This is a genomic window from Micromonospora sp. MA102 (assembly GCF_025460765.1).
Lineage (GTDB): Bacteria > Actinomycetota > Actinomycetes > Mycobacteriales > Micromonosporaceae > Micromonospora > Micromonospora halotolerans.
Genome location: NZ_JAMWEG010000012.1, coordinates 33,373 through 51,916, shown reverse-complemented (window position 1 = coordinate 51,916; position 18,544 = coordinate 33,373). Strand labels below are relative to the sequence as shown.

General features: G+C 75.0%; 20 protein-coding genes and 1 pseudogene. 9 read left to right on the top strand and 12 right to left on the bottom strand.

All coding sequences use genetic code 11. The features are described 5' to 3' along the window. Positions 1-120: 120 nt before the first annotated feature. From NFX44_RS22745 to NFX44_RS22710, 8 genes and pseudogenes are all read right to left on the bottom strand, one after another. Entirely contained in the window at positions 121-1,392 is a 1,272-nt protein-coding gene (locus NFX44_RS22745; RefSeq protein ID WP_262285606.1) for an ABC transporter substrate-binding protein, read from the bottom strand. 52 nt (positions 1,393-1,444) lie between these two features. Further along, positions 1,445-2,581, bottom strand: a complete 1,137-nt coding sequence (locus tag NFX44_RS22740; RefSeq protein ID WP_262285605.1) for a branched-chain amino acid ABC transporter permease — start codon at positions 2,579-2,581, stop codon at positions 1,445-1,447. After that, positions 2,578-3,456 carry a branched-chain amino acid ABC transporter permease gene (locus tag NFX44_RS22735; RefSeq protein WP_262285604.1) on the bottom strand — a complete coding sequence of 293 codons (879 nt, stop codon included), beginning with the start codon at positions 3,454-3,456 and terminating at the stop codon, positions 2,578-2,580. Before NFX44_RS22735 ends, NFX44_RS22740 begins: the two co-directional genes overlap by 4 nt. A 27-nt stretch (positions 3,457-3,483) precedes the next feature. Further along, on the bottom strand, positions 3,484-4,200 hold the full coding sequence (locus tag NFX44_RS22730; protein WP_262285603.1) for an ABC transporter ATP-binding protein: 717 nt from the start codon (positions 4,198-4,200) through the stop codon (positions 3,484-3,486). Beyond that, entirely contained in the window at positions 4,197-5,018 is an 822-nt protein-coding gene (locus tag NFX44_RS22725; RefSeq protein WP_262285602.1) for an ABC transporter ATP-binding protein, read from the bottom strand. The genes NFX44_RS22730 and NFX44_RS22725 overlap by 4 nt, the downstream gene beginning before the upstream one ends. Positions 5,019-5,207: 189 nt before the next feature. Continuing rightward, the gene (locus NFX44_RS22720; protein WP_262285601.1) at positions 5,208-6,044 is read right to left on the bottom strand and encodes an SMP-30/gluconolactonase/LRE family protein; all 837 of its coding nucleotides are present in this window, start codon (positions 6,042-6,044) and stop codon (positions 5,208-5,210) included. Continuing rightward, positions 6,041-7,262: pseudogene (locus tag NFX44_RS22715) on the bottom strand (RNA polymerase sigma factor). The gene NFX44_RS22720 and the pseudogene NFX44_RS22715 overlap by 4 nt, the downstream one beginning before the upstream one ends. Further along, positions 7,259-7,609 (bottom strand): YciI family protein, encoded by a 351-nt coding sequence (locus tag NFX44_RS22710; protein ID WP_262285600.1) that lies wholly within the window; start codon positions 7,607-7,609, stop codon positions 7,259-7,261. Before NFX44_RS22710 ends, NFX44_RS22715 begins: the two are co-directional and overlap by 4 nt. Before the next feature lie 122 nt (positions 7,610-7,731). On the opposite strand from NFX44_RS22710, the gene NFX44_RS22705 reads away from it, so the two are divergent. The 5 genes from NFX44_RS22705 to NFX44_RS22685 all read left to right on the top strand — a co-directional run bounded on the left by NFX44_RS22705 (position 7,732) and on the right by NFX44_RS22685 (position 11,787). Then, complete coding sequence (locus tag NFX44_RS22705; protein ID WP_262285599.1) at positions 7,732-9,057, top strand: FAD-dependent oxidoreductase; 1,326 nt, start codon at positions 7,732-7,734, stop codon at positions 9,055-9,057. 113 nt (positions 9,058-9,170) lie between these two features. Then, a complete protein-coding gene (locus NFX44_RS22700; RefSeq protein WP_262285598.1) occupies positions 9,171-9,917 on the top strand; it encodes a lysozyme in 747 nt (248 codons plus the stop codon). Between the two features lie 98 nt (positions 9,918-10,015). Then, positions 10,016-10,690 (top strand): peptidoglycan recognition family protein, encoded by a 675-nt coding sequence (locus NFX44_RS22695; RefSeq protein ID WP_262285597.1) that lies wholly within the window; start codon positions 10,016-10,018, stop codon positions 10,688-10,690. 96 nt (positions 10,691-10,786) lie between these two features. Beyond that, positions 10,787-11,149, top strand: a complete 363-nt coding sequence (locus tag NFX44_RS22690; protein WP_262285596.1) for a helix-turn-helix transcriptional regulator — start codon at positions 10,787-10,789, stop codon at positions 11,147-11,149. After that, entirely contained in the window at positions 11,146-11,787 is a 642-nt protein-coding gene (locus tag NFX44_RS22685) for an SRPBCC family protein (protein ID WP_262285595.1), read from the top strand. Before NFX44_RS22690 ends, NFX44_RS22685 begins: the two co-directional genes overlap by 4 nt. 53 nt (positions 11,788-11,840) lie before the next feature. On the opposite strand, the gene NFX44_RS22680 is transcribed toward NFX44_RS22685, so the two are convergent. After that, positions 11,841-12,188: an ADP-ribosylation/crystallin J1 gene (locus NFX44_RS22680; RefSeq protein WP_254338941.1), complete on the bottom strand. Its 348-nt coding sequence runs from the start codon at positions 12,186-12,188 to the stop codon at positions 11,841-11,843. A 112-nt stretch (positions 12,189-12,300) separates the two neighbouring features. Between NFX44_RS22680 and NFX44_RS22675 the strand changes: the two genes are divergently transcribed. The 4 genes from NFX44_RS22675 to NFX44_RS22660 all read left to right on the top strand — a co-directional run bounded on the left by NFX44_RS22675 (position 12,301) and on the right by NFX44_RS22660 (position 15,515). Further along, positions 12,301-12,882 carry an NADAR family protein gene (locus tag NFX44_RS22675; RefSeq protein ID WP_262285727.1) on the top strand — a complete coding sequence of 194 codons (582 nt, stop codon included), beginning with the start codon at positions 12,301-12,303 and terminating at the stop codon, positions 12,880-12,882. Between the two features lie 10 nt (positions 12,883-12,892). Continuing rightward, on the top strand, positions 12,893-13,420 hold the full coding sequence (locus NFX44_RS22670; protein WP_262285594.1) for a DUF2199 domain-containing protein: 528 nt from the start codon (positions 12,893-12,895) through the stop codon (positions 13,418-13,420). Between the two features lie 40 nt (positions 13,421-13,460). Then, a complete protein-coding gene (locus tag NFX44_RS22665) occupies positions 13,461-13,976 on the top strand; it encodes an NUDIX domain-containing protein (protein WP_262285593.1) in 516 nt (171 codons plus the stop codon). A gap of 267 nt (positions 13,977-14,243) precedes the next feature. After that, complete coding sequence (locus tag NFX44_RS22660; protein WP_262285592.1) at positions 14,244-15,515, top strand: sulfite oxidase; 1,272 nt, start codon at positions 14,244-14,246, stop codon at positions 15,513-15,515. A 75-nt stretch (positions 15,516-15,590) separates the two neighbouring features. On the opposite strand, the gene NFX44_RS22655 is transcribed toward NFX44_RS22660, so the two are convergent. The 3 genes from NFX44_RS22655 to NFX44_RS22645 form a co-directional block, all read right to left on the bottom strand. Continuing rightward, entirely contained in the window at positions 15,591-16,139 is a 549-nt protein-coding gene (locus tag NFX44_RS22655) for an RNA 2'-phosphotransferase (RefSeq protein WP_262285591.1), read from the bottom strand. 41 nt (positions 16,140-16,180) lie between these two features. Then, positions 16,181-17,248 (bottom strand): hypothetical protein, encoded by a 1,068-nt coding sequence (locus tag NFX44_RS22650; RefSeq protein WP_262285590.1) that lies wholly within the window; start codon positions 17,246-17,248, stop codon positions 16,181-16,183. 192 nt (positions 17,249-17,440) lie between these two features. Then, a complete protein-coding gene (locus tag NFX44_RS22645) occupies positions 17,441-18,490 on the bottom strand; it encodes an aldo/keto reductase (RefSeq protein WP_262285589.1) in 1,050 nt (349 codons plus the stop codon). Between the last annotated feature and the right edge of the window lie 54 nt (positions 18,491-18,544).

Genomic DNA, 18,544 nt, shown 5'->3' with positions numbered 1-18,544 from the left:
CGTAGCTCCTGGCCGGCGTCATCCGCCGCCCCGGTGGCGTCACGCCGGAATGTTGCACTCTACGTGCGCGTCGCCGGGCGGCCGCCACCGCGGTAACGGCCGCCCGGCCCGCGGTGGTGGTCAGGTCGTCGGGATGGCGTCCGCCGGCGGGGTGGTCGGCGGCTCGGTGAACTCGGTGACCGCGGCGTCGCCGTCGTCGGTGGTGTACGTCGGGCCGAAGTACGTCTGCGCGCCGTTCTGGACCTTGCTCAGCCGCACCCCGCTGTACCCGGCGTGCACGCTGTCGCTGTACCGGAACGGGGTGAGACCGGGCCCCCGGAAGCCGCCCTTCTGCACGGCCTCGACCAGCTTCTCCCGGGTCGGGTCCTTGCCGGCGGCGAGCAGCGCCTGCACGAAGGTGTACGCCATCGAGTAGCCGTAGATCGCGTTGCCGTCGATCGGGTTGGCCGCGTTGTACTTCTGGTGGATCTTGGTGAACTCCTGGATCCACGGGTTCGCCGTGTCACCCACCATCGGCAGGTAGTTGTCGGCGACCATGCCCTCCAGGATCACCTTCTTGTCGCCGAGCTGGTTCGACAGCGTGGTGTAGTCGGCGCCCACGTTGGACACCACCCACTGCGCGCGGAAGCCCTGCCCGGCGGCCTGCCCCATGGCCAGCGCCGTGAAGCCCGGGATGCTCGCCGAGATCACGACCTGGCAGCCGGCCGCCTTGAGTGCCCCGATGGCCGGGCCGACCTGCTGGTTGGTCGTGGTGTAGGTCTGCTTGGCCGCCACCGGGCCGAGTACCTTCTCGACCCCGGCCAGCGAGTCCCGCCCGAAGTCGTCGTTCTGCCCGAAGTGGCAGACCTTGGCGCCGGGGAACTGCTGCTTCACCCAGGTGGCGAGGACCTTGCCCTCGACCGTGTAGTCGGGCTGCCAGCCGAAGGTGGTCGGGTACTTGTCGGGCTGGTTCCAGTTCCGGCTGCCGGAGGAGACGAACAGGTCGGGCACCTTCTGGGTCTTGACGAACTCCAGCACGTTGGTGTGGGTCGGGGTGCCCAGCCCGCCGAGGAGCGCGAAGACCTTGTCGTCGAGCACCAGCTTGCGGACCACGTTCTCGGTGTTGGCGGGGTTGTAGCCGTCGTCCATGACCTTGTAGACGATCTTCCGGCCGTTCACCCCGCCCTTGCTGTTGACGTGCTCGAAGTACGCCTTCGTGGCGGCGGAGATCTTCGAGTAGCCGGGCGCGGCCGGGCCGGTGAGCGGCTGGTGGGTGCCGATGACGACCTCGGTGTCGGTGACGCCGGGGACGTTCTCGGCGGCCTGCTTCTCGTCGTCGGCGCAGGCCGGCACGGCGGCCAGCAGGGCGAAGCCGGTGGCGGCCGCGAGTATGCGGCGGGTGGTGGGACGCATGGTTCTCCATTCCGGTGCGGCGGTGCGAACGGGTGGGTGGAACCGGGGTGGCTCAGCGGTCCGGCGCGCGGCGGGCACGCAGCCGGGCGGCGACGGTGCGGACGGCGCCGTGCAGGCCGCCCGGCGCGGCGAGCATGACGACGATGAGGATCAGGCCGAACACGGCCAGCGCGAGGTTGCCCTCCAGCCGCTGGGCCAGGCCGCCCGACAGGCTGAACGTCTCGGTGAGCAGGCTCGGCAGGTCCTGGAGCGCGACCAGCAGCACCGCGCCCCAGACCGCGCCGGTGAGGCTGCCCAGGCCGCCGATCACGATGGCCATGAGCAGGAACAGCGACAGTTCCAGGGGGAACTTGCCCGGCGCGACGGTGGCGGTGAGCACCGCGTACACGCCGCCGCCGAGGCCGGCACAGCCGGCGCTGACCACGAAGGCGAGCACCTGGGTGCGGGCGACGTGGATGCCGGCGAGCCGGGCGGCCACCTCGTCGTCCCACACGGCGCGCAGGGACCGGCCGAACCGGCTGCGCACCAGGTTGGCCAGGAGCAGCACGGTGAGCAGCGCGGCGAGCAGCGCGATCCAGGCCAGCCACCGTTCCGGCTGGAAGTAGGCGCCCAGGGACGCCGGCGGGGTCTCCGCAGGGAAGCGCAGGCCCTGCTCGCCGTTGAACACCCCGGTGAAGATCGTGCTGACGGCCGGCACGAGCGTCGCCACGGCGAGGGTGACGCCGGCCAGGTACGGCCCGCGCAGCCGGGCGGCCGCCAGCCCGATGACCAGGCCGGCCAGCGCGGTGGCCGCCACGGCGGCCAGCAGCGACAGCGGCAGGATCCACCGCCCCTGCACACCCCGCTCGTCGAACCCCCGCTGCACGAGCGCCACCGTGTAGGCGCCGGTGGCCATGAGCGCCCCGTGCCCGAGGGAGAGCTGGCCGTTGAGCCCGACCAGCACCGTGTAGCCGGCGGTGACGCAGAGGAACGCGCAGACCCGGGCCACCTGGAGGTTCTGGTACGGCGGGAGCTGGTTGGTGAGCAGCACGACCAGGGCGCCGGCGAGCACCGCCCCGGCCAGGTGGCGCAGCAGGGTGGACCCGCGCGGGCCGGTGGTGGCGGGTGCGCCGGGCAGCAGCCGGCGCAGCGGGGACGGCCGGGCGGGCCGGTCCACGTCGGACCGGGCGGAGGGGCGGGTGGCGGTCACACGTGCCTCGCCTTCGCGCTGGAGAAGAGCCCGCCGGGGCGGACCAGGAGGACGGCCAGCAGCAGGACGAGGACGGCCAGCGGGGTGGTGTCCGGGCCCAGGTAGCCGGTGACGTACGAGAGGATCAGGCCGACCAGCAGGCCGCCGACCACCGCACCGGCCGGGCTGTCCAGGCCGCCAACCACGGCGGCGGTGAACGCGACGACGAAGACCAGGTCCATGGCGTGCGGGTGCAGCCCCAGCCCGGTGGGAACGACCAGCATGCCGGCGAGCGCGCCGACCGCGGCGGCGAGGGCCCAGCCGAGGGTGAGCATCCGGGCGACGTCGACGCCGAGCAGCCGGGACACCTCGGGGGCGAACGCGGCGGCCCGCATCCGCAGGCCGATCGGCGTGCGGGTGAACAGCAGCGCGAGCAGCACCACGACCACCAGCACGGCGCCGAGCACCCACAGGTCGTACGGGGACAGCGCCGCGACCCCGCCGACGGTGAGCGCGTCGGTGTCGAACGGGGCGGGGGCCGGCCGGTAGCCGTTGCCGAAGACCATGCCGAGCACCGCCTGGATGACCAGCACCAGGCCGAGCGCGACGATCACCTCGTTGAGCGGGTTGGCATGCCCGACGAAGCGCATGAGCACCCGCTCGACCAGTGCGCCCAGCAACAGTCCGGCGACCACGGCCGCGCCCAGGCCCAGCCAGTAGGAGCCGGTCGCGGACGCCACCGCGTAGCCGACGTACGCGGTGGCCACGGCCATCGCGCCCTGGGCGAAGTTGACCAGCCGGGCGGCCCGCCAGATGAGCACCAGGGCCAGGGCGAACGCGGCGTAGACCGCGCCGGTGGAGAGCCCCCCGAAGGTGAGGAACAAGAACCGGTCCAATGCGGATCCTTCCTGCTCGCCGGGCCGTCAGAACCCGAGGTACGCGTGCCGGAGCTGGTCGTCGTCGCGCAGCCGGCCCGCCGGCGCGGCGGTCACCACCCGGCCGAGCGACATCACCACGCCCTGGTCGGCGACCGAGAGGGCGCTGCGCACGTTCTGCTCGACCAGCAGGACGGTCAGCGCCCGCTCGTCGCAGAGCCGGCGCAGCAGCGCCATGATCTGCGCGGTCACCTTGGGGGCCAGGCCGAGCGACGGCTCGTCGAGCAGCAGCAGCCGGGGGCGGGCGATCAGCGCCCGGCCGAGGGCGAGCATCTGCCGTTCCCCGCCGGAGAGCTGGTGCCCGGCGTGCCGGCGCCGGCGGGCCAGGGCCGGGAACAGCTCGTACACCTCGTCCTGGGCCCGGCGGGCGTCGGCCCGGTCGCTGCGCCAGAGGCCGCCGAGGCGCAGGTTCTCCTCCACGGTCAGCTCGGCCACCACGCCCCGCCCCTCGGGGACGTGCGCCAGGCCGCGCCGGACCAGCCGTTCGACGCGGACGCCGCGCAGGTCGGCGCCGTCGAAGCGGACCCGGCCGCCGGTGGGGCGGAGCAGACCCGACAGGGTACGCAGCAGGGTCGTCTTGCCGGCCCCGTTGGCACCGAGCACGGCGGCGATGGTCCCGGCGGGCACCTCGAAGGTCACGTCCCGCAGGACCGGCACCGGCCCGTAGCCGGCGCTGACCGCCTCGACCTCCAGCACCGCGGTCACGACCCGGCCCCCGCGGCCTCGGCGGGCACGTCGGCGCCGAGGTAGGCCTCGGTGACCAGCGGGTCGTCGCGGACCTCGTCGGGGGTGCCGGCGGCGATGACCCGGCCGAAGTCGAGCACCACCAGCTCCTGGCAGACGGCCATGACCAGGTCCATGTGGTGCTCGACGAGCATCACGGAGCAGGCGCCGCCGGCCCGTTCGGGCAGGGTGCGGATCAGCTCGGCCAGCTCGTCGACGTCGTCGGCGCCCAGGCCGCCCGCCGGCTCGTCGAGCAGGAGCAGGCGGGGCCGGGCGATCAGGGCGCGGGCCAGGGCGACCCGCTTGCGCACCGCGTACGGCAGGGTGGCCGGGGCCGCGCCGGCGTGCGCGGCGACGCCCAGCTCGGCGAGCAGGTCGAGGGCCTCCTGGCGCAGCCGCCGCTCGTCGCGGTCGCTGCGGGGCAGGCCGAACAGGGCGGTGGCGAAGCCGGCGCGGGCCGCGTGGCTGGCGCCGGCCACCACGTTCTCCAGCACGGTGAGCCCGGGGAACAGGCCGACGCCCTGGAGCGTGCGGGCGATGCCGAGCCGGGTCAGCCGGTGCGGGCGGGGCCGGAACGGGCGACCGTCCAGGGTGAGCGATCCGCTGGTCGGCGGGACGAAGCCGCAGACCACGTTGAACAGGGTGGTCTTCCCGGCGCCGTTGGGGCCGATCACGCCGACGATCCGGCCGGGCGGGACCCGCAGCGAGACGTCGTCGAGGGCGACGAGGCCGCCGAACCGGACGCCGACACCGTGCAGCGCCAGGTCGATTCCGTCCGCGGGAGTGGGGGGTGGGGGCATCTTCACCTCGGGAGAGGACGCGGCGTCGGGGGTGCGCGGTGCGGCTCGGGCGAAGCGGGAAACTTATTACACCGGGAGTGTACTTTTCGGCGAGGGTTCGTCAATGCCTCCCGAGGGCCACGGCGATATCGACGCGATCACGATTCCGGTGCACGCCGGAGGTGCACCGCCGAGCGGGGTGCGCCGTGGTCAGCCGGCGGCCGGGGCGGGCGCCCGCAGGGTCCGGACCTGGCCGGTGCGCGGGCCGCCGGAGAGCGCCGCGGGGCTCCACTGTGTGGTGACGAGATGGAGGGTGCGCCCGTCCGGGCCGCCGAGCGCGCAGGCGAAGCAGCCCCGGTCCAGGTCGATCCGGTCGAGCACCCGACCGCCCTCGGCGACCCGCACGGCACACCGGTTCGGCACGTCGCCGTACCAGACGGCGCCGGCGGCGTCGAGGCAGATGCCGTCCGGCGCGGAGTCCGGCACCGCCGCCCAGACCCGCCGTCCACCGAGCGTCCCGTCGGCCGCCACGTCGTACGCGGTGAGCCGGCCGGCGTACGACTCGGCGACGATCAGGGTGCGCCCGTCCGGGGTGAGCACCATCCCGTTGGGGAAGGCCAGGTCGCCGGCGACCAGCCGGGTGCCGCCGTCCGGCGCGACCAGGGCCACCGCGCCGGGCCGGTAGTCCCCGGCCGGGAAGTCGAAGCCGATGGTGTTCACGTAGGCGTTGCCCCGGGCGTCGGTGACCACCTCGTTCCACGGGTGCGGGACGAGCGCGGCCAGGTCGGCGTGGGTCCGCAGCGCACCGTCGGGTTCCCGGCGCAGCAGCCGCCCGGCGCCGCCGGCGACCACCAGCAGCCGGCCGTCCGGCAGCCAGTCGAAACAGATCGGCAGCCCGTCGACCCGGGCGACCACCTCGGTCCGGCCCGCCGCGTCGACGGTGAGCACCTCCCCGGCGCCCCAGTCGGCCAACCAGAGCCGCCCGTCGTGCCAGCGGGGCGACTCGCCGAAGGCGAGCCCGTCGACCAGGATCTCCGGTGCGCTCACGGGTGGCTCCTCAGCAGGTCACGGGAGCGGCGGAGGAACTCCCGCTCGGCGGCGTTGTCGGTGCGCGCGATCGCCGCGTCGTACGCGGCCGCCGCCTCGGCGTGCCGGTCGAGGCGGCGCAGCAGGTCGGCGCGGACGGCGTGCAGCACGTGGTAGCCGGCCAGGTCCAGCCGGTCGACCTCGGCCAGCGCGGTGGCCGGGCCGGCCACCTCGGCCAGCGCGACGGCCCGGTGCAGCGCCACCACCGGCCCGGGGGCGTGCGCCCGGAGCTGGTCGTAGAGGGCGAGGACCTGCCGCCAGTCAGTGTCCGCGGCGGTCGGCGCGTCGCTGTGCACCGCGTTGATCGCGGCCTGGATCTGGTACGGGCCGGGGCGGTCCCGCCGCAGGCAGCGCCGCACGAGGGCCTGCCCGTCGGCGATCAGCGCCCGGTCCCACCGGCCCCGGTCCTGCGCGCCCAGCGGCACGAGCGTGCCGTCCGGCCCGGTCCGCGCGCCCCGCCGGGCGTCGGTGAGCAGCATGAGCGCGAGCAGGCCGAGCACCTCCGGCTCGTCCGGCATGAGGTTGGCGAGCAGCCGCCCGAGCCGGATCGCCTCGTCGCACAGCTCGTCGCGGACCAGCCGCTCCCCCGCGCTGGCGGTGTGCCCCTCGGTGAAGATCAGGTAGACCACGGCCAGCACGGCCCGCAGCCGGTCGGGCAGGTCGGCGTCCCGGGGCACCCGGTACGGGATGCCGGCGTCCCGGATCTTCGCCTTGGCCCGGACCAGGCGCTGCGCCATGGTGGGCTCCGGCACGAGGAACGCCCTCGCGATCTCGGCGGTGCCGAGCCCGCCGAGCAGGCGCAGGGTCAGCGCCACCCGGGCCGCCGGGCCGAGCGCCGGGTGGCAGCAGGTGAAGATCAGTCGGAGCCGGTCGTCGCGCACGGGACCCTCCTCGGCGGGCGGCTCGGGGGCGTACAGGAGGGCCGCCTGGGCGTGCCGGTCGGCGCGGGACGTCTCGCGGCGCCGCCGGTCGATCGCCCGGTGCCGGCCGGCTGGTGATGATCCAGCCGGCCGGGCTCGGCGGTGGACCGTCGACGGCCCACCGGTCGACCGCGGCGGCGAACGCCTCCTGGACCGCCTCCTCGGCGAGGTCGATGTCGCCGAGGAGGCGGACCAGGACGGCGACCGCGCGGCCGTACTCCGCGCGGAAGACCCGTTCGACGTCGGTGGGGCCGGTCATCCCTCGCCCTGGAACGGGCGCACCTCGATCGGCAGGGTGGTGGCCAGGGCGTACCGGCGGCCCCAGTCGAGCGCGGTGTCGAGGTCGGGGGCGGTGATGATGGTGAACCCGCCCAGGTATTCCTTGCCCTCGACGTACGGGCCGTCGGTGACGAGCACCTCGTCGCCCCGCGGGCGCAGCACGGTGGCCGTCTCCGGGGCGTGCAGGCCGTTGCCGAACACCCAGCAGCCGGCCTCCCTGAGCTCGCGGCCGATGGCGTCGACCTCGCGCATCACCCCGGCCAGGAACTCCGGGTCCGGTCGGCCGGCGCCGGCCGGCTGGTACATGCTGATCAGGTACTGCTTCACGCGCGTCTCCTCACCCGCGGCAGCGGCCCGGTGCCGCCCCTTCACCCTCCACACGAACGGCGGACGCCGGTATCGACACACCGGTCGGAGAAGATTCCACCGGGATCCGGGTATCCCGCGCCGTGCGCGGCAACCGGGTGGTCGTGGTCGGGGCGGGGTTCTCCGGCCTGGCCGCCGCGCTCGCGCTCGCCGGGGCCGGCTGCGCCGTACGCCTGCTGGAGGCCCGGGACCGGGTCGGCGGCCGGACGCTCTCCCGGCCGCTGCCCGGCGGCGGCTGGCTCGACCTCGGCGCGCAGTGGATCGGCCCGACCCAGGACCGGATGTACGCGCTGGTGGCCGCCCACGGCCTGGCCACCTTCCCGTCACCGGCACAGGGCGCGCCGATTCTGCGCTGGGCCGGGCGGCGGGTGGCTGAGGCGCCCGGGTCGGTGGCGGCGGTCCTCGACACGCTGGACGGGCTCGCCGCGCGGCTCGACCCGGCCGCGCCCTGGGCGGCGGTCGAGGCGGCGGAGTGGGACCGGACGACCCTCGGTGGCTGGCTGGCCGCCACCGTGCCCGACCCGGTCAGCGCCCGCTACGCCGGGCGGTTGCTGGCCGGTGGGCTGCTCGCCGCCTCGCCGGACGAGGTGTCGCTGTTGCAGATGCTGTTCTACCTGCGCAGCGGCGGCGGCACGGGGATCCTGCTCGGGATGGCCGGCGGCGCCCAGCAGGACCGGATCGTGGGCGGCCCGGCGGCGCTGGCCGAGCGGCTGGCCGCCGCCCTGCCGGCGGACTGCCTGCGGCTCGGTGCCCCGGTCGTGGGGATCGCCCGGGACGACGGCGGGGTGCGGGTCCACGCGGGCGGCGAGGCGCACCGCGCCGACGCCGTGGTGGTCGCGGTGGCACCGGCGCTGGCCGGGCGGATCCGGTACGACCCGCCGCTGCCGGCGCTGCGTGACGGGCTCACCCAGCGGATGCCGATGGGCGCGGCGATCAAGGTGCACGCCCTCTACCCGGAGCCGTTCTGGCGGGCCGACGGCCACTCCGGGGTGGCGACCGCCGACGACGGGCCGGTCACCGAGACGGTGGACAACTCGCTGCCCGGCTCGCCGCGCGGGGTGCTCACCGCGTTCAGCTACGGCGCGGAGGCCCGTGAGCTGCGCCGGATGGCGCCGGACGCGCGGCGGACCGCCCTGCTGGACTCCCTCGTCGCGCTGGTCGGCCCGGCCGCCGCCCGCCCCGACGACCTGGTCGAGTACGACTGGTCGGCCGACCCGTGGACGCGGGGTTGCTTCTGCGGCATGCTGCCGCCCGGCTCGTGGCGGGACTACGGCCCGGAGCTGCGCCGGCCGGTGGGCCGGGTGCACTGGGCCGGCACCGAGACCGCAACCCGGTGGAGCGGCTACCTGGAGGGTGCGGTGGCGGCCGGCGAGCGGGCCGCCGCCGAGGTGCTGGCCGACCTCCGCTGACCCCTCGCGGGACAGAGAAAAACTTCCATGTCTCTATTGAAAAGTTTCTCCACCCTGTGACCTAATGTTGACAGTTCCTTTCGTCACACTCCCCCAACCCCCAGGGAGGAAAGATGAACCGTCCCCTCCGATCGGCGCTGCGTACGGCCGCCACGGCCCTGCTCGCCACCGTCACCCTGGCCGCCTCGGCCGTCGTCGGCGCGACACCCGCCAGCGCCGCGCCGGCCGGCCTGCCCGGCATGGACGTCTCCAGCCACCAGGGCAACGTGAACTGGTCCGGCGCCTGGAACAACGGCGCCCGGTTCGCGTACGTGAAGGCGACCGAGGGCACCAGCTACATCAACCCGTACTTCGCCCAGCAGTACAACGGCTCCTACAACGTCGGGATGATCCGCGGCTCGTACCACTTCGCGCTGCCCGGTAACTCGAGCGGCGCCACCCAGGCCAACTACTTCGTCGACCACGGCGGCGGCTGGTCCAAGGACGGCAGGACGCTGCCCGGCGCGCTCGACATCGAGTACAACCCGTACGGCGCCACCTGCTACGGGCTGAGCCAGGCCTCGATGCGCAGCTGGATCGCCTCGTTCGTCAACCAGTACTACGCGCGCACCGGCCGGTGGGCCACCATCTACACCACCACCGACTGGTGGAGCACCTGCACCGGCAACACCTCGCAGTTCGCCGCGAACAACCCGCTGTGGATCGCCCGCTACTCCAGCAGCGTCGGCACGCTGCCGGCCGGCTGGGGGACGTACTCCTTCTGGCAGTGGTCCTCCTCGGGCGTCTTCCCCGGTGACCAGAACGTCTGGAACGGCACCCTGGACCGGCTCAAGGTGCTGGCCTGCAACGGACCCTGCTGATCCGCCCCGGTGGCGGGCGGTCCCGCCCGGCCGGCGTCCGCGCGCCGGCACCCGGAACCGCCCGCCACCCGGCGTCCGTACCCGACGAGGAGGCCCCGATGTCCGTTCCCGTTCCCCGGCGGGCCGTGCTGCGCGGCGCGGTCCTGCTCGGCGCCGCCGCCGGCGCCACCGCGCTGACCCAGTTCGGCGCCGACCACGGCGCCCGGGCCGTCGCCGCCCGGATCGACCAGCCGACCATCGCCAACTGTGCGACCTGGGGCGCCCGCCCGCCGTCCTCCGCGGTGAGCGTGGTGCAGAGCCGGCCCAACAAGATCATCATCCACCACACGGCGTTCCCGAACAGCACCGACTACAGCCTCGCGCAGGCCTACCGGAACTCCCGCGACATCCAGAACCTGCACATGGACAGCAACGGCTGGCTCGACTCCGGTCAGCACTTCACCAACAGTCGCGGCGGCTACCTCACCGAGGGCCGGCACGGCAGCCTGTACGGGCTGCTGCACGGACAGACCATGGTGCAGGGCGCGCACTGCGTCGGCCAGAACAGCCAGGCCATCGGCATCGAGAACGACGGCATCTATCTCGACGTGCAGCCCCCGCAGGCGCTCTGGAACAGCCTGGTGTGGTTCTGCGCCTTCACCTGCCAGCAGTACGGCATCCCGCCGACCGAGATCTACGGGCACAAGGACTTCAACAGCACCCAGTGCCCCGGCCTGCTGCACGACCGGCTCCCGGAGCTGCGCAGCACCGTCGCCGCCCGCCTCGGCGCCTGACCGGAGGGGCGGGACGCGTCCCGCCCCTCCCCCGTGCGCGAGGGCGCCACTCGTACAGTCCTCGCTTATATAAGTCGGATCTGATAGAAAGAGATCGTGCACGCCTTCGACGTCCTCGGGGATCCGGTCCGACGCCGGATCCTGGAGCTGCTCGCCGAGGGCGAGCAGCCGGCCGGCGCGCTCGGCGCCACCGTCCAGCGGGAGTTCGGCATCAGCCAGCCGGCCGTGTCGCAGCACCTCAAGGTGCTACGGGAGCACGGCTTCGCGACCGTGCGCGCCCAGGGCACCCGCCGCCTCTACGCGGTGGACCCGCGCCCGCTGCGCGAGATGGACGAGTGGCTGGCGGGCTTCCGCCGGTTCTGGACGCCGCCGCTGGCGGCGCTCGCCACCGAACTGGCCCGGGGCCGGCGCGAACGGCGGCTGCGCGGAAGCGACTCCGACGAGAGGACCACATCATGATCGACGTAATCGGGCAGATCAGCGACGTGGAGCGCCGGCTGGGCAGCCGCACGCTCTCCGCCGGCGAGGCCCGGGTGCTGACCGTCAGCCAGACGTACGACGCGCCGGTGGAGGACGTCTGGGACGCCTGCACCAGCGCCGAGCGGATCCCCCGCTGGTTCCTGCCGGTCTCCGGCGAGCTGAAGCTCGGCGGGCGCTACCAGCTGGAGGGCAACGCCGGGGGCACGGTCGAGCGCTGCGACCCGCCGCACAGCTTCGCCGCGACCTGGGAGTTCGGCGGGGAGGTGAGCTGGATCGAGGTGCGGCTCACCGAGGCCGGCGCCGGGCGTACCCGGTTCGAGCTGGAGCACGTGGCGCACGTCGACGACGAGCGGTGGGCCGAGTACGGGCCGGGCGCCGTCGGCGTCGGCTGGGACGGGGCGCTGCTCGGGCTGGCCTCCCACCTCGCTGCCGACGGCAGCGGGATCAGCCCGGACCAGGCCGCCGCCTGGGTGGGCTCCGACGAGGGCCGGCGCTTCATGACGGAGGCCAGCGCCCGCTGGACCGAGGCGAGCATCGCCGCCGGCACCCCGGCCGACGAGGCCCGCGCCGCCGGCGACCGGGTCACCGCCTTCTACACGGGCATCCCCACCGCCTGACCTCCGCCGATCGTGCCCGTGCCCACGGTCCGGACACGGGCACGATCGCGAGGTCAGGCAGGGTGGAACTCGTGCACGACCTCGATGCGGCCGACGAGGTGGGCGTTGAGCAAAGGCACGTCCTCGGCGGGGATCCAGAGTTCCCGGATCTCCCGGCCACCGACCTGGCGGACCGGGTAGCGGTCGGCGAAGTCGCGCCGTACCGCGAACCGGGTCACGTACCCGACGCCGGAGGCCGGGACGTTCCAGTCCCGGGCGATCAGCACGGCGTACTCCTCGGTGAGCACCGGGTAGAAGATGGGCTGGTCCGGGAGGCGGGGCGGCCACGCGCGCCAGCCGGACGCCTCGACCAGGGCCAGCTCCTCCGGCCCGGTCGGTCGCCACAGCGTGATGGTCTCCACCGTCTCCTCCTTCCACGTCAGGTCCAGGCAGGTTATCGGCGGCGACGGCGCGGCGCGAAGGGATTCCGCCCCGGGGAAATGCGGCGGCGACCTGTCGGTGCCCTCGGGCAGACTGGCGGTCGTGCCGATCCGATCCGTCGCCGAGCTGACCGCCGCCGTCCACTCCGGAGCCCGGGTGAGATACCTGCACTTCTGGGGGCACCGCCCGCAGCGCGACGGCAGCGTCGGCGCCGGCTGCCTGAGCCAGTGGTGGCCCGCGCCGTTCACAGTCGACGGCCGCACGTACGCCACCGCCGAGCACTGGATGATGTGGCACAAGGCCACCCTGTTCGGTGACGACGGGATGGCCGAGCGGGTGCTGACCGCCGCGCACCCGCAGCGGGCCAAGGCGCTCGGCCGGCAGGTCCGCGGGTTCGACGAGGCGATCTGGGCGGCCCGCCGCTACGACATCGTGGTGGCCGGCAGCGTGGCCAAGTTCGGCCAGCACGAGCAGCTGGGCCGGTTCCTGCTCGGCACCGGCGAGCGGGTGCTGGTCGAGGCGAGCCCGGTGGACCACATCTGGGGCATCGGGCTGGCGGCCGACGACCCGCGCGCCGAGGACCCGGCGCGGTGGCGGGGCGACAACCTGCTCGGCTTCGCCCTCATGGAGGCCCGCGCCGCCCTCCGCGCGCCCGCCGAAGGCGTGCTCGGCTAGGGTCACGCGCGTGCACGACTCCCCCGGCTACACCTGCGGCACCTGCGGCCTGCGCCACGAGGACGCACCCCGGTCCTACCGCACCCCCGCACCCGCGTACTGGTCCGACGCGGTCGCGGCGGCGGACGGCAGCGAGCTGACGCCGGACCTCTGCGTCATCAACGGCGAGCACTTCTTCGTCCAGGGCACCATCGACATCCCGCTGCGTGACGCCGAGGGGTCCTTCTCCTGGGGCGTCTGGGTGTCGCTCAGCGCGGCGAGCTTCGGCCGCACCGTCGAGCTGTGGGAGAGCCCCGGCCGCGAGTCGGAGCCGCCCTACTTCGGCTGGCTGTCCACCGAGCTCCCCGGCTACGGCCGGAGCACCCTGGAGCTCAAGACCCACGTGCACACCCAGCCGGTCGGCCGGAGGCCGCTGGTGGAGGTGGAGCCGACCGACCACCCGCTCGCGGTGGCGCAGCGGACCGGGATGACGATGGCGGACGTCCGCCGCATCGCGGACCGGCTGCGGCACCCGGAGACACCCCGCGCGGACGGGTGACGGGCGCACCGGGGCGGCCGGGCGGGTAACGTGCAGCGGCGTGACCTCCGCCGCGTACTCGCACTGCTCGTTCTGCGGCGTGGCCTACCCGGCGGAGGCCGGGTGGCCGCGCGTCTGCCCGGCCTGCGGGGAGACGGTGTGGCGCAACCCGCTGCCCGTCGCGGTCGCCGTGCTGCCGGTCCGCACCCCGGACGGCCTCGGCGTGGTGGTGGTCCGCCGGGACATCGAGCCGGCCCGCGGGCAGCTCGCCCTGCCGGGCGGATTCATCGAGTACGGCGAGGAGTGGTCCGAGGCTCTGGTCCGCGAGCTGCGGGAGGAGACCGGCCTGCTCGCCGAGGCCGACGAGGCGCGGCTGTTCGCGGTGCACGGGGCGCCGGCCGGCGGCACCATGATGGTCTTCGGCGTGCTGCCCGAGCGGCCGGTCGGTGACCTGCCCCCGTCGGCGCCGACCGAGGAGGCCACCGAGTGGCTGGTCCTCACCGAGCCGGTCGAGCTGGCGTTCTCCACGCACACCCGGGTGCTTGCCGATTTCCTCGCCGGCCAGCACGCCGGCTGACCCCGGCCAGCACGCCGGCTGAGGCGGCCCCCCTCAGTCCTGGGCGGCGGCCGGCACGGGTTGCGGCGTGAACGGCACGCTCGCCGGCACGTCGGCGGCCGGCGCGCCCGCCGGATGCCGCACCGACGAACCCACCCTCGGCGCCCTGCGGCGGCGGCTCGGCCGCCTCGACGTGCCCGCCACCGGACCCCGACCTGCGAGGCATCGACGAAAAGTCCCACTGATTGAATAGGAATGGCAGCGTCGCCGAGCCTCCGGAGGTCACCCGTGTCCCACGCCGAAGCCGACCACGACACCCGCCGGAGCCGGCAGTGGCTCGCCGGGGAGGCCCGCGGCGCGGGCGTCGACCGCGACCGGCTGCTGGAGCTGGGGGTGGCCATGGCCGCCCTGACCGCCGCGGCGGCCGAGCGCGAGCCGGTCGCCATGGCGTCCGCGCCGGTCGGCGTCGATCCCGGTACGCCGATCGCCAAGCCGCTGCCGCCGGAGCTGCTGCGCCCGCTGGACACCAACGCCGAGATGCGCTGGACGGCGCTCGCCGGGCAGGGGTACGTGGTCCCGAACGACCGGTTCTTCGTCCGCAACCACACCGAGACGCCCCGGCTGGACGCCGACACCTGGCGGCTGCGCCTGTTCGGCACCGGGCTGCGGGACGCGCCCACCCGGGACGCCCCGGTCGAGTTCAGCCTCGACGAGCTGCGCCGGCTGCCTGCCGAGGACAGCGACGCGCTCCTCGAGTGCGCCGGCAACGGGCGGCGCTACTTCGCCGAGCAGCAGGGCGAGCCGGCACCGGGGGTGGCCTGGGGGCTGGGCGGGGTCGGCGTGGCCCGCTGGCGCGGCGTCCGGCTGGGCACCGTGCTGCGCCTGGCCGGGCTGCGGGACGACGCGGTCGACGTGATGCCCGAGGGGCTGGACCCGGACTACGTGACCGGCGGGATCAACCTGGGCCGCGTACGCCGCCCGCTGCCGATCGCCAAGGCCCTCGACGACGTGCTGCTGGCGTACGAGATGAACGGCGAGCCGCTCCCGCCCGACCACGGTTTCCCGGTCCGCCTCGTGGTGCCCGGCTGGATCGGCATCGCCTCGATCAAGTGGGTGGGCCCCGTCGAGGTGTCCACCACTCCCCTGTTCTCCCCGTGGAACACCCGGTTCTACCGGATGTTCGGCCCGGGGCACCCGGTCGGGGGCACGGTGCTGGGCGCGCAGCCGGTGAAGAGCGCGTTCGAGCTGGCGTGGGACGCCCGCGTGCCGGCCGGCGCCGAGGTGCTGCTGCACGGCCGGTCCTGGTCCGGCAACGGCCCGATCGAGCGGGTCGAGGTGGACACCGGCGACGGCTGGCGCCCGGCCGACCTGGTGGCGGCCGACCGGGGCGGGGCCTGGCAGCGCTGGACGGCCCGCTGGCGTCCCCCGGCGCCGGGCCGGTTCACCCTTCGCGCCCGCGCCACCGACACCACGGGCGCGACCCAACCCGACCGGGCCGCCCCGAACACCCTCGCCTACCTCTTCGACGCCGTCGTCCACCACCCGGTCACGGCGCACTGACCCACCCCGCCCCCAGCTCGTTGATCATGAGGTTGTCGCCCCGACACGCCGCTGTCGGTGGTCATAACTTCATGATCAACCGGCCGGGGCCGTGAGGTAGGCGGGTGGGACGGTGTCCGTGAGCCAGACGCCGTTGGCGCTGCGGTAGAAGGGGTAGCCGTTGGCGGACATGGCGGCGGCGTCGATCGTCAGGATCACCACGGCGTCGCTGCGGCGGGCACCGACCCGGCGGGCGGTCTCCTCGTCGGGAGACAGGTGCACGTGGTGGCGGCGGGCCCGGCGCAGCCCCTCGGCGCGGATCGCGGGCAGGACGGCCGCGCTGGTGCCGTGGAACAGCCGGTCCGGCGGGGTCGCCGGCGCCAGGCCTAGGTCGACCGGGACGGAGTGGCCCTGACTGGCCCGGATCCGGTCGACCCCGTCGGAGCCGCGTACGACGGCGAAGCGCTGCTTGTCGTTGCCGGCCACCACGGCGTCCAGGTCGGCCCGGGTGATCCGCAGCGCGGCGAGCAGGTCGGCGACCGGCACCCAGCCGGCCCCGTCGAGCGTCAGCTGGAACAGGTCGGGGCGGTGGCGCAGCGCCAGGGACATCCGCTTGCTGACCCGCACCAGGTCACGATGATCCACCCGGACAGTGTGACCCGACCGGCCGGGACCGGCGAGGGATATCAGCGGGTGGCGCCCGACCCTCCGCTCACCATCAGCCCCGCGGCGTCCACCACCTCGAAGTCGCTGCCGCGCAGGCCGCCGAGGGCGTGCAGGGCGTCGTTGTCCCAGCGCGGGTCGGGGGCGCCCGAGACGAACCAGGCCGAGCCGTGGTCGGCGACGATCAGCCCGTGACGCTGCATCGCCTCGGCGACGATCCGGGCCTGCCGGGGCAGCCCGGACAGGTCCACCGAACGCTTGAGGCGCAACCGCTGGCCGAGCTGCGGCAGCGCCGGGTCGGTCGCCGACGAGGCCGAGTGGGTGGCCGGCCAGGTCCAGCCGGTGCGGGTGCGCGGCACGGTCACCCGCAGCGCGTGGTCGATCCGGCCGGCGGCCACCTCGTCGTAGCGCACCAGCCCGGCCAGGATGGACAGTCCGGCCGCGTCGGCGGAGGTCCAGCCGGCCCGGCGCAGCCTGTTCGAGCGCAGGTCGAAGACGGCGCCCGAGCCGGCCCGCCAGCCGGCGCCGGACCGGTGCGCGTCGAACAGCTCGTACGCCCGGCAGGCCGCCCGGTCCCAGACAATCACGTGCCGGTCGCCGGTGCCGTTCGGTCCACCCTCGACCGCCGCGTCCGGCGGGACCGGGTACGGCCCCGGGTCGCTCTCGCCGGCGTACGCGAAGCTGACCGGGACCCGCCGCTGGCCGGCGGGGACGACGGTGACCGGGATGCCGATCGGCGCGCCCTCCCAGCGGCCGGAGCCGAAGTCGGCGTGCACCGTGGCGCCGCCGCCGATCGCGGCGACCATCGCGGCCGAGCGCGGGTGCACCGGCAGCCGGGAGACGTCGGCGTGCCAGACGTTGTCCGCCGGGAAGACCCCGCACGGCCGGGCGCTCGGGCTCGGCCGGCCGCCGAGCCCGGCGCGGGCGGCCGGGACGGGTGACGGGACGGCCGGCGGGGCCGGCGTCGCGGCGCCCCCGCCGCTGGGCGTCGGCGCGGCGGCCGGCGGGTCTGCCGGTTCGGCGCAGCCGGCGGCGAGCAGGGCGAGCACGGCCGCGACGGCGATGGCGTGGCGGACGGACGGGCGGGCCATTCCGCGCATCCTGCCCGAGGACGGCGGCGTCGGCAACGCCGCACCGGCCCACGCCACGGCCGGCGCGCCCGGGGGTCCGGCGGTCCCGGTCCGGTCAGGCGGCGGCGCGCCCGGCCGCGAGACGGCACCCGTCCCGGGCGGGGTCAGGCGGCGGCGCGCTGGACCGGAGGACGGCACCCGTCCCGGGCGGGGTCAGGCGGCGGCGCGCTCGGCCGCGGGACGCCGCCGCAGTGCCGGGTCGGTGAGCGCGGGCGGGGACCAGACGCCGTCCGGCTGGTAGAGGTTCGTGCCGGGCGGGACGATCTCGTCGATCCGGTCCAGCACCGCGTCGTCCAGCGTGAGCGCCGCCCCCTTGAGCAGGCCCTCCAGCTGCTCCAGGGTGCGCGGCCCGATGATCGTCGAGGTGACGGCCGGGTGGGCCGCGGTGAACGCGACGGCCAGCTCGGGCAGCGAGCAGCCGACCTCCTCGGCGAGCGCGACCAGTTCCTCGACGGCGGCGTACTTGGCGGCGTTGCCGGGCAGCGCCGGGTCGAACCGGGCCGGGGTGCGCGCCGGCCGGCCGGCGGTGAGGTCCACGGCCGCCCCCTGCCGGTACCGCCCGGTGAGGAAGCCGGAGGCCAGCGGGCTCCACACCAGCACGCCCATGCCGTACCGCCGGCAGACCGGCAGGACCGCGGTCTCGATCCCGCGGGCCAGGATCGAGTACGGCGGCTGCTCGGTGCGGAACCGGCCGAGCGCCCGCCGCTCCGCCACGTGCTGCGCCTCGACGATCTCCTCGGCCGGGAAGGTCGAGCACCCGAACGCCCGGATCTTGCCGGCCCGGACCAGGTCGGTGAGCGCCCCGAGGGTCTCCTCGACGTCCGTGGTGTGGTCGGGCCGGTGCACCTGGTAGAGGTCGATCCAGTCAGTGCCGAGGCGGCGCAGGCTGTCCTCGACCGCGCGGACGATCCAGCGCCGCGAGTTCCCGCCCCGGTTGGGCCCCTCCCCCATCGGGAAGTGCACCTTGGTGGCCAGGACCACGTCGTCACGCCGGCCCCGCAGCGCCTTGCCGACGATCACCTCCGACTCGCCCGCCGAGTACATGTCGGCGGTGTCCACGAAGTTGATCCCCCGGTCGAGGGCGGTGTGGACGATCCGGGCGCAGTCGTCGTGGTCGGGGTTGCCGACGGTGCCGAACATCATGGTGCCGAGGCAGTGGACGCTGACCTGGATGCCGGTGCCGCCGAGGACGCGGTGACGCATGGAGGGCTCCCTGGGAGTGACGCCGCGCTGACCGGGCGGCGGCCGGTGCGGTCA

What these genes read in the sequence shown, in the direction of transcription:
- NFX44_RS22650 (WP_262285590.1), bottom strand. Translation starts at nt 17,248, where the DNA reads ATGGCCCGCCCGTCCGTCCGCCACGCCATCGCCGTCGCGGCCGTGCTC.
- NFX44_RS22745 (WP_262285606.1), bottom strand. Translation starts at nt 1,392, where the DNA reads ATGCGTCCCACCACCCGCCGCATACTCGCGGCCGCCACCGGCTTCGCC.
- NFX44_RS22695 (WP_262285597.1), top strand. Translation starts at nt 10,016, where the DNA reads ATGTCCGTTCCCGTTCCCCGGCGGGCCGTGCTGCGCGGCGCGGTCCTG.
- NFX44_RS22685 (WP_262285595.1), top strand. Translation starts at nt 11,146, where the DNA reads ATGATCGACGTAATCGGGCAGATCAGCGACGTGGAGCGCCGGCTGGGC.
- NFX44_RS22645 (WP_262285589.1), bottom strand. Translation starts at nt 18,490, where the DNA reads ATGCGTCACCGCGTCCTCGGCGGCACCGGCATCCAGGTCAGCGTCCAC.
- NFX44_RS22700 (WP_262285598.1), top strand. Translation starts at nt 9,171, where the DNA reads ATGAACCGTCCCCTCCGATCGGCGCTGCGTACGGCCGCCACGGCCCTG.
- NFX44_RS22725 (WP_262285602.1), bottom strand. Translation starts at nt 5,018, where the DNA reads ATGCCCCCACCCCCCACTCCCGCGGACGGAATCGACCTGGCGCTGCAC.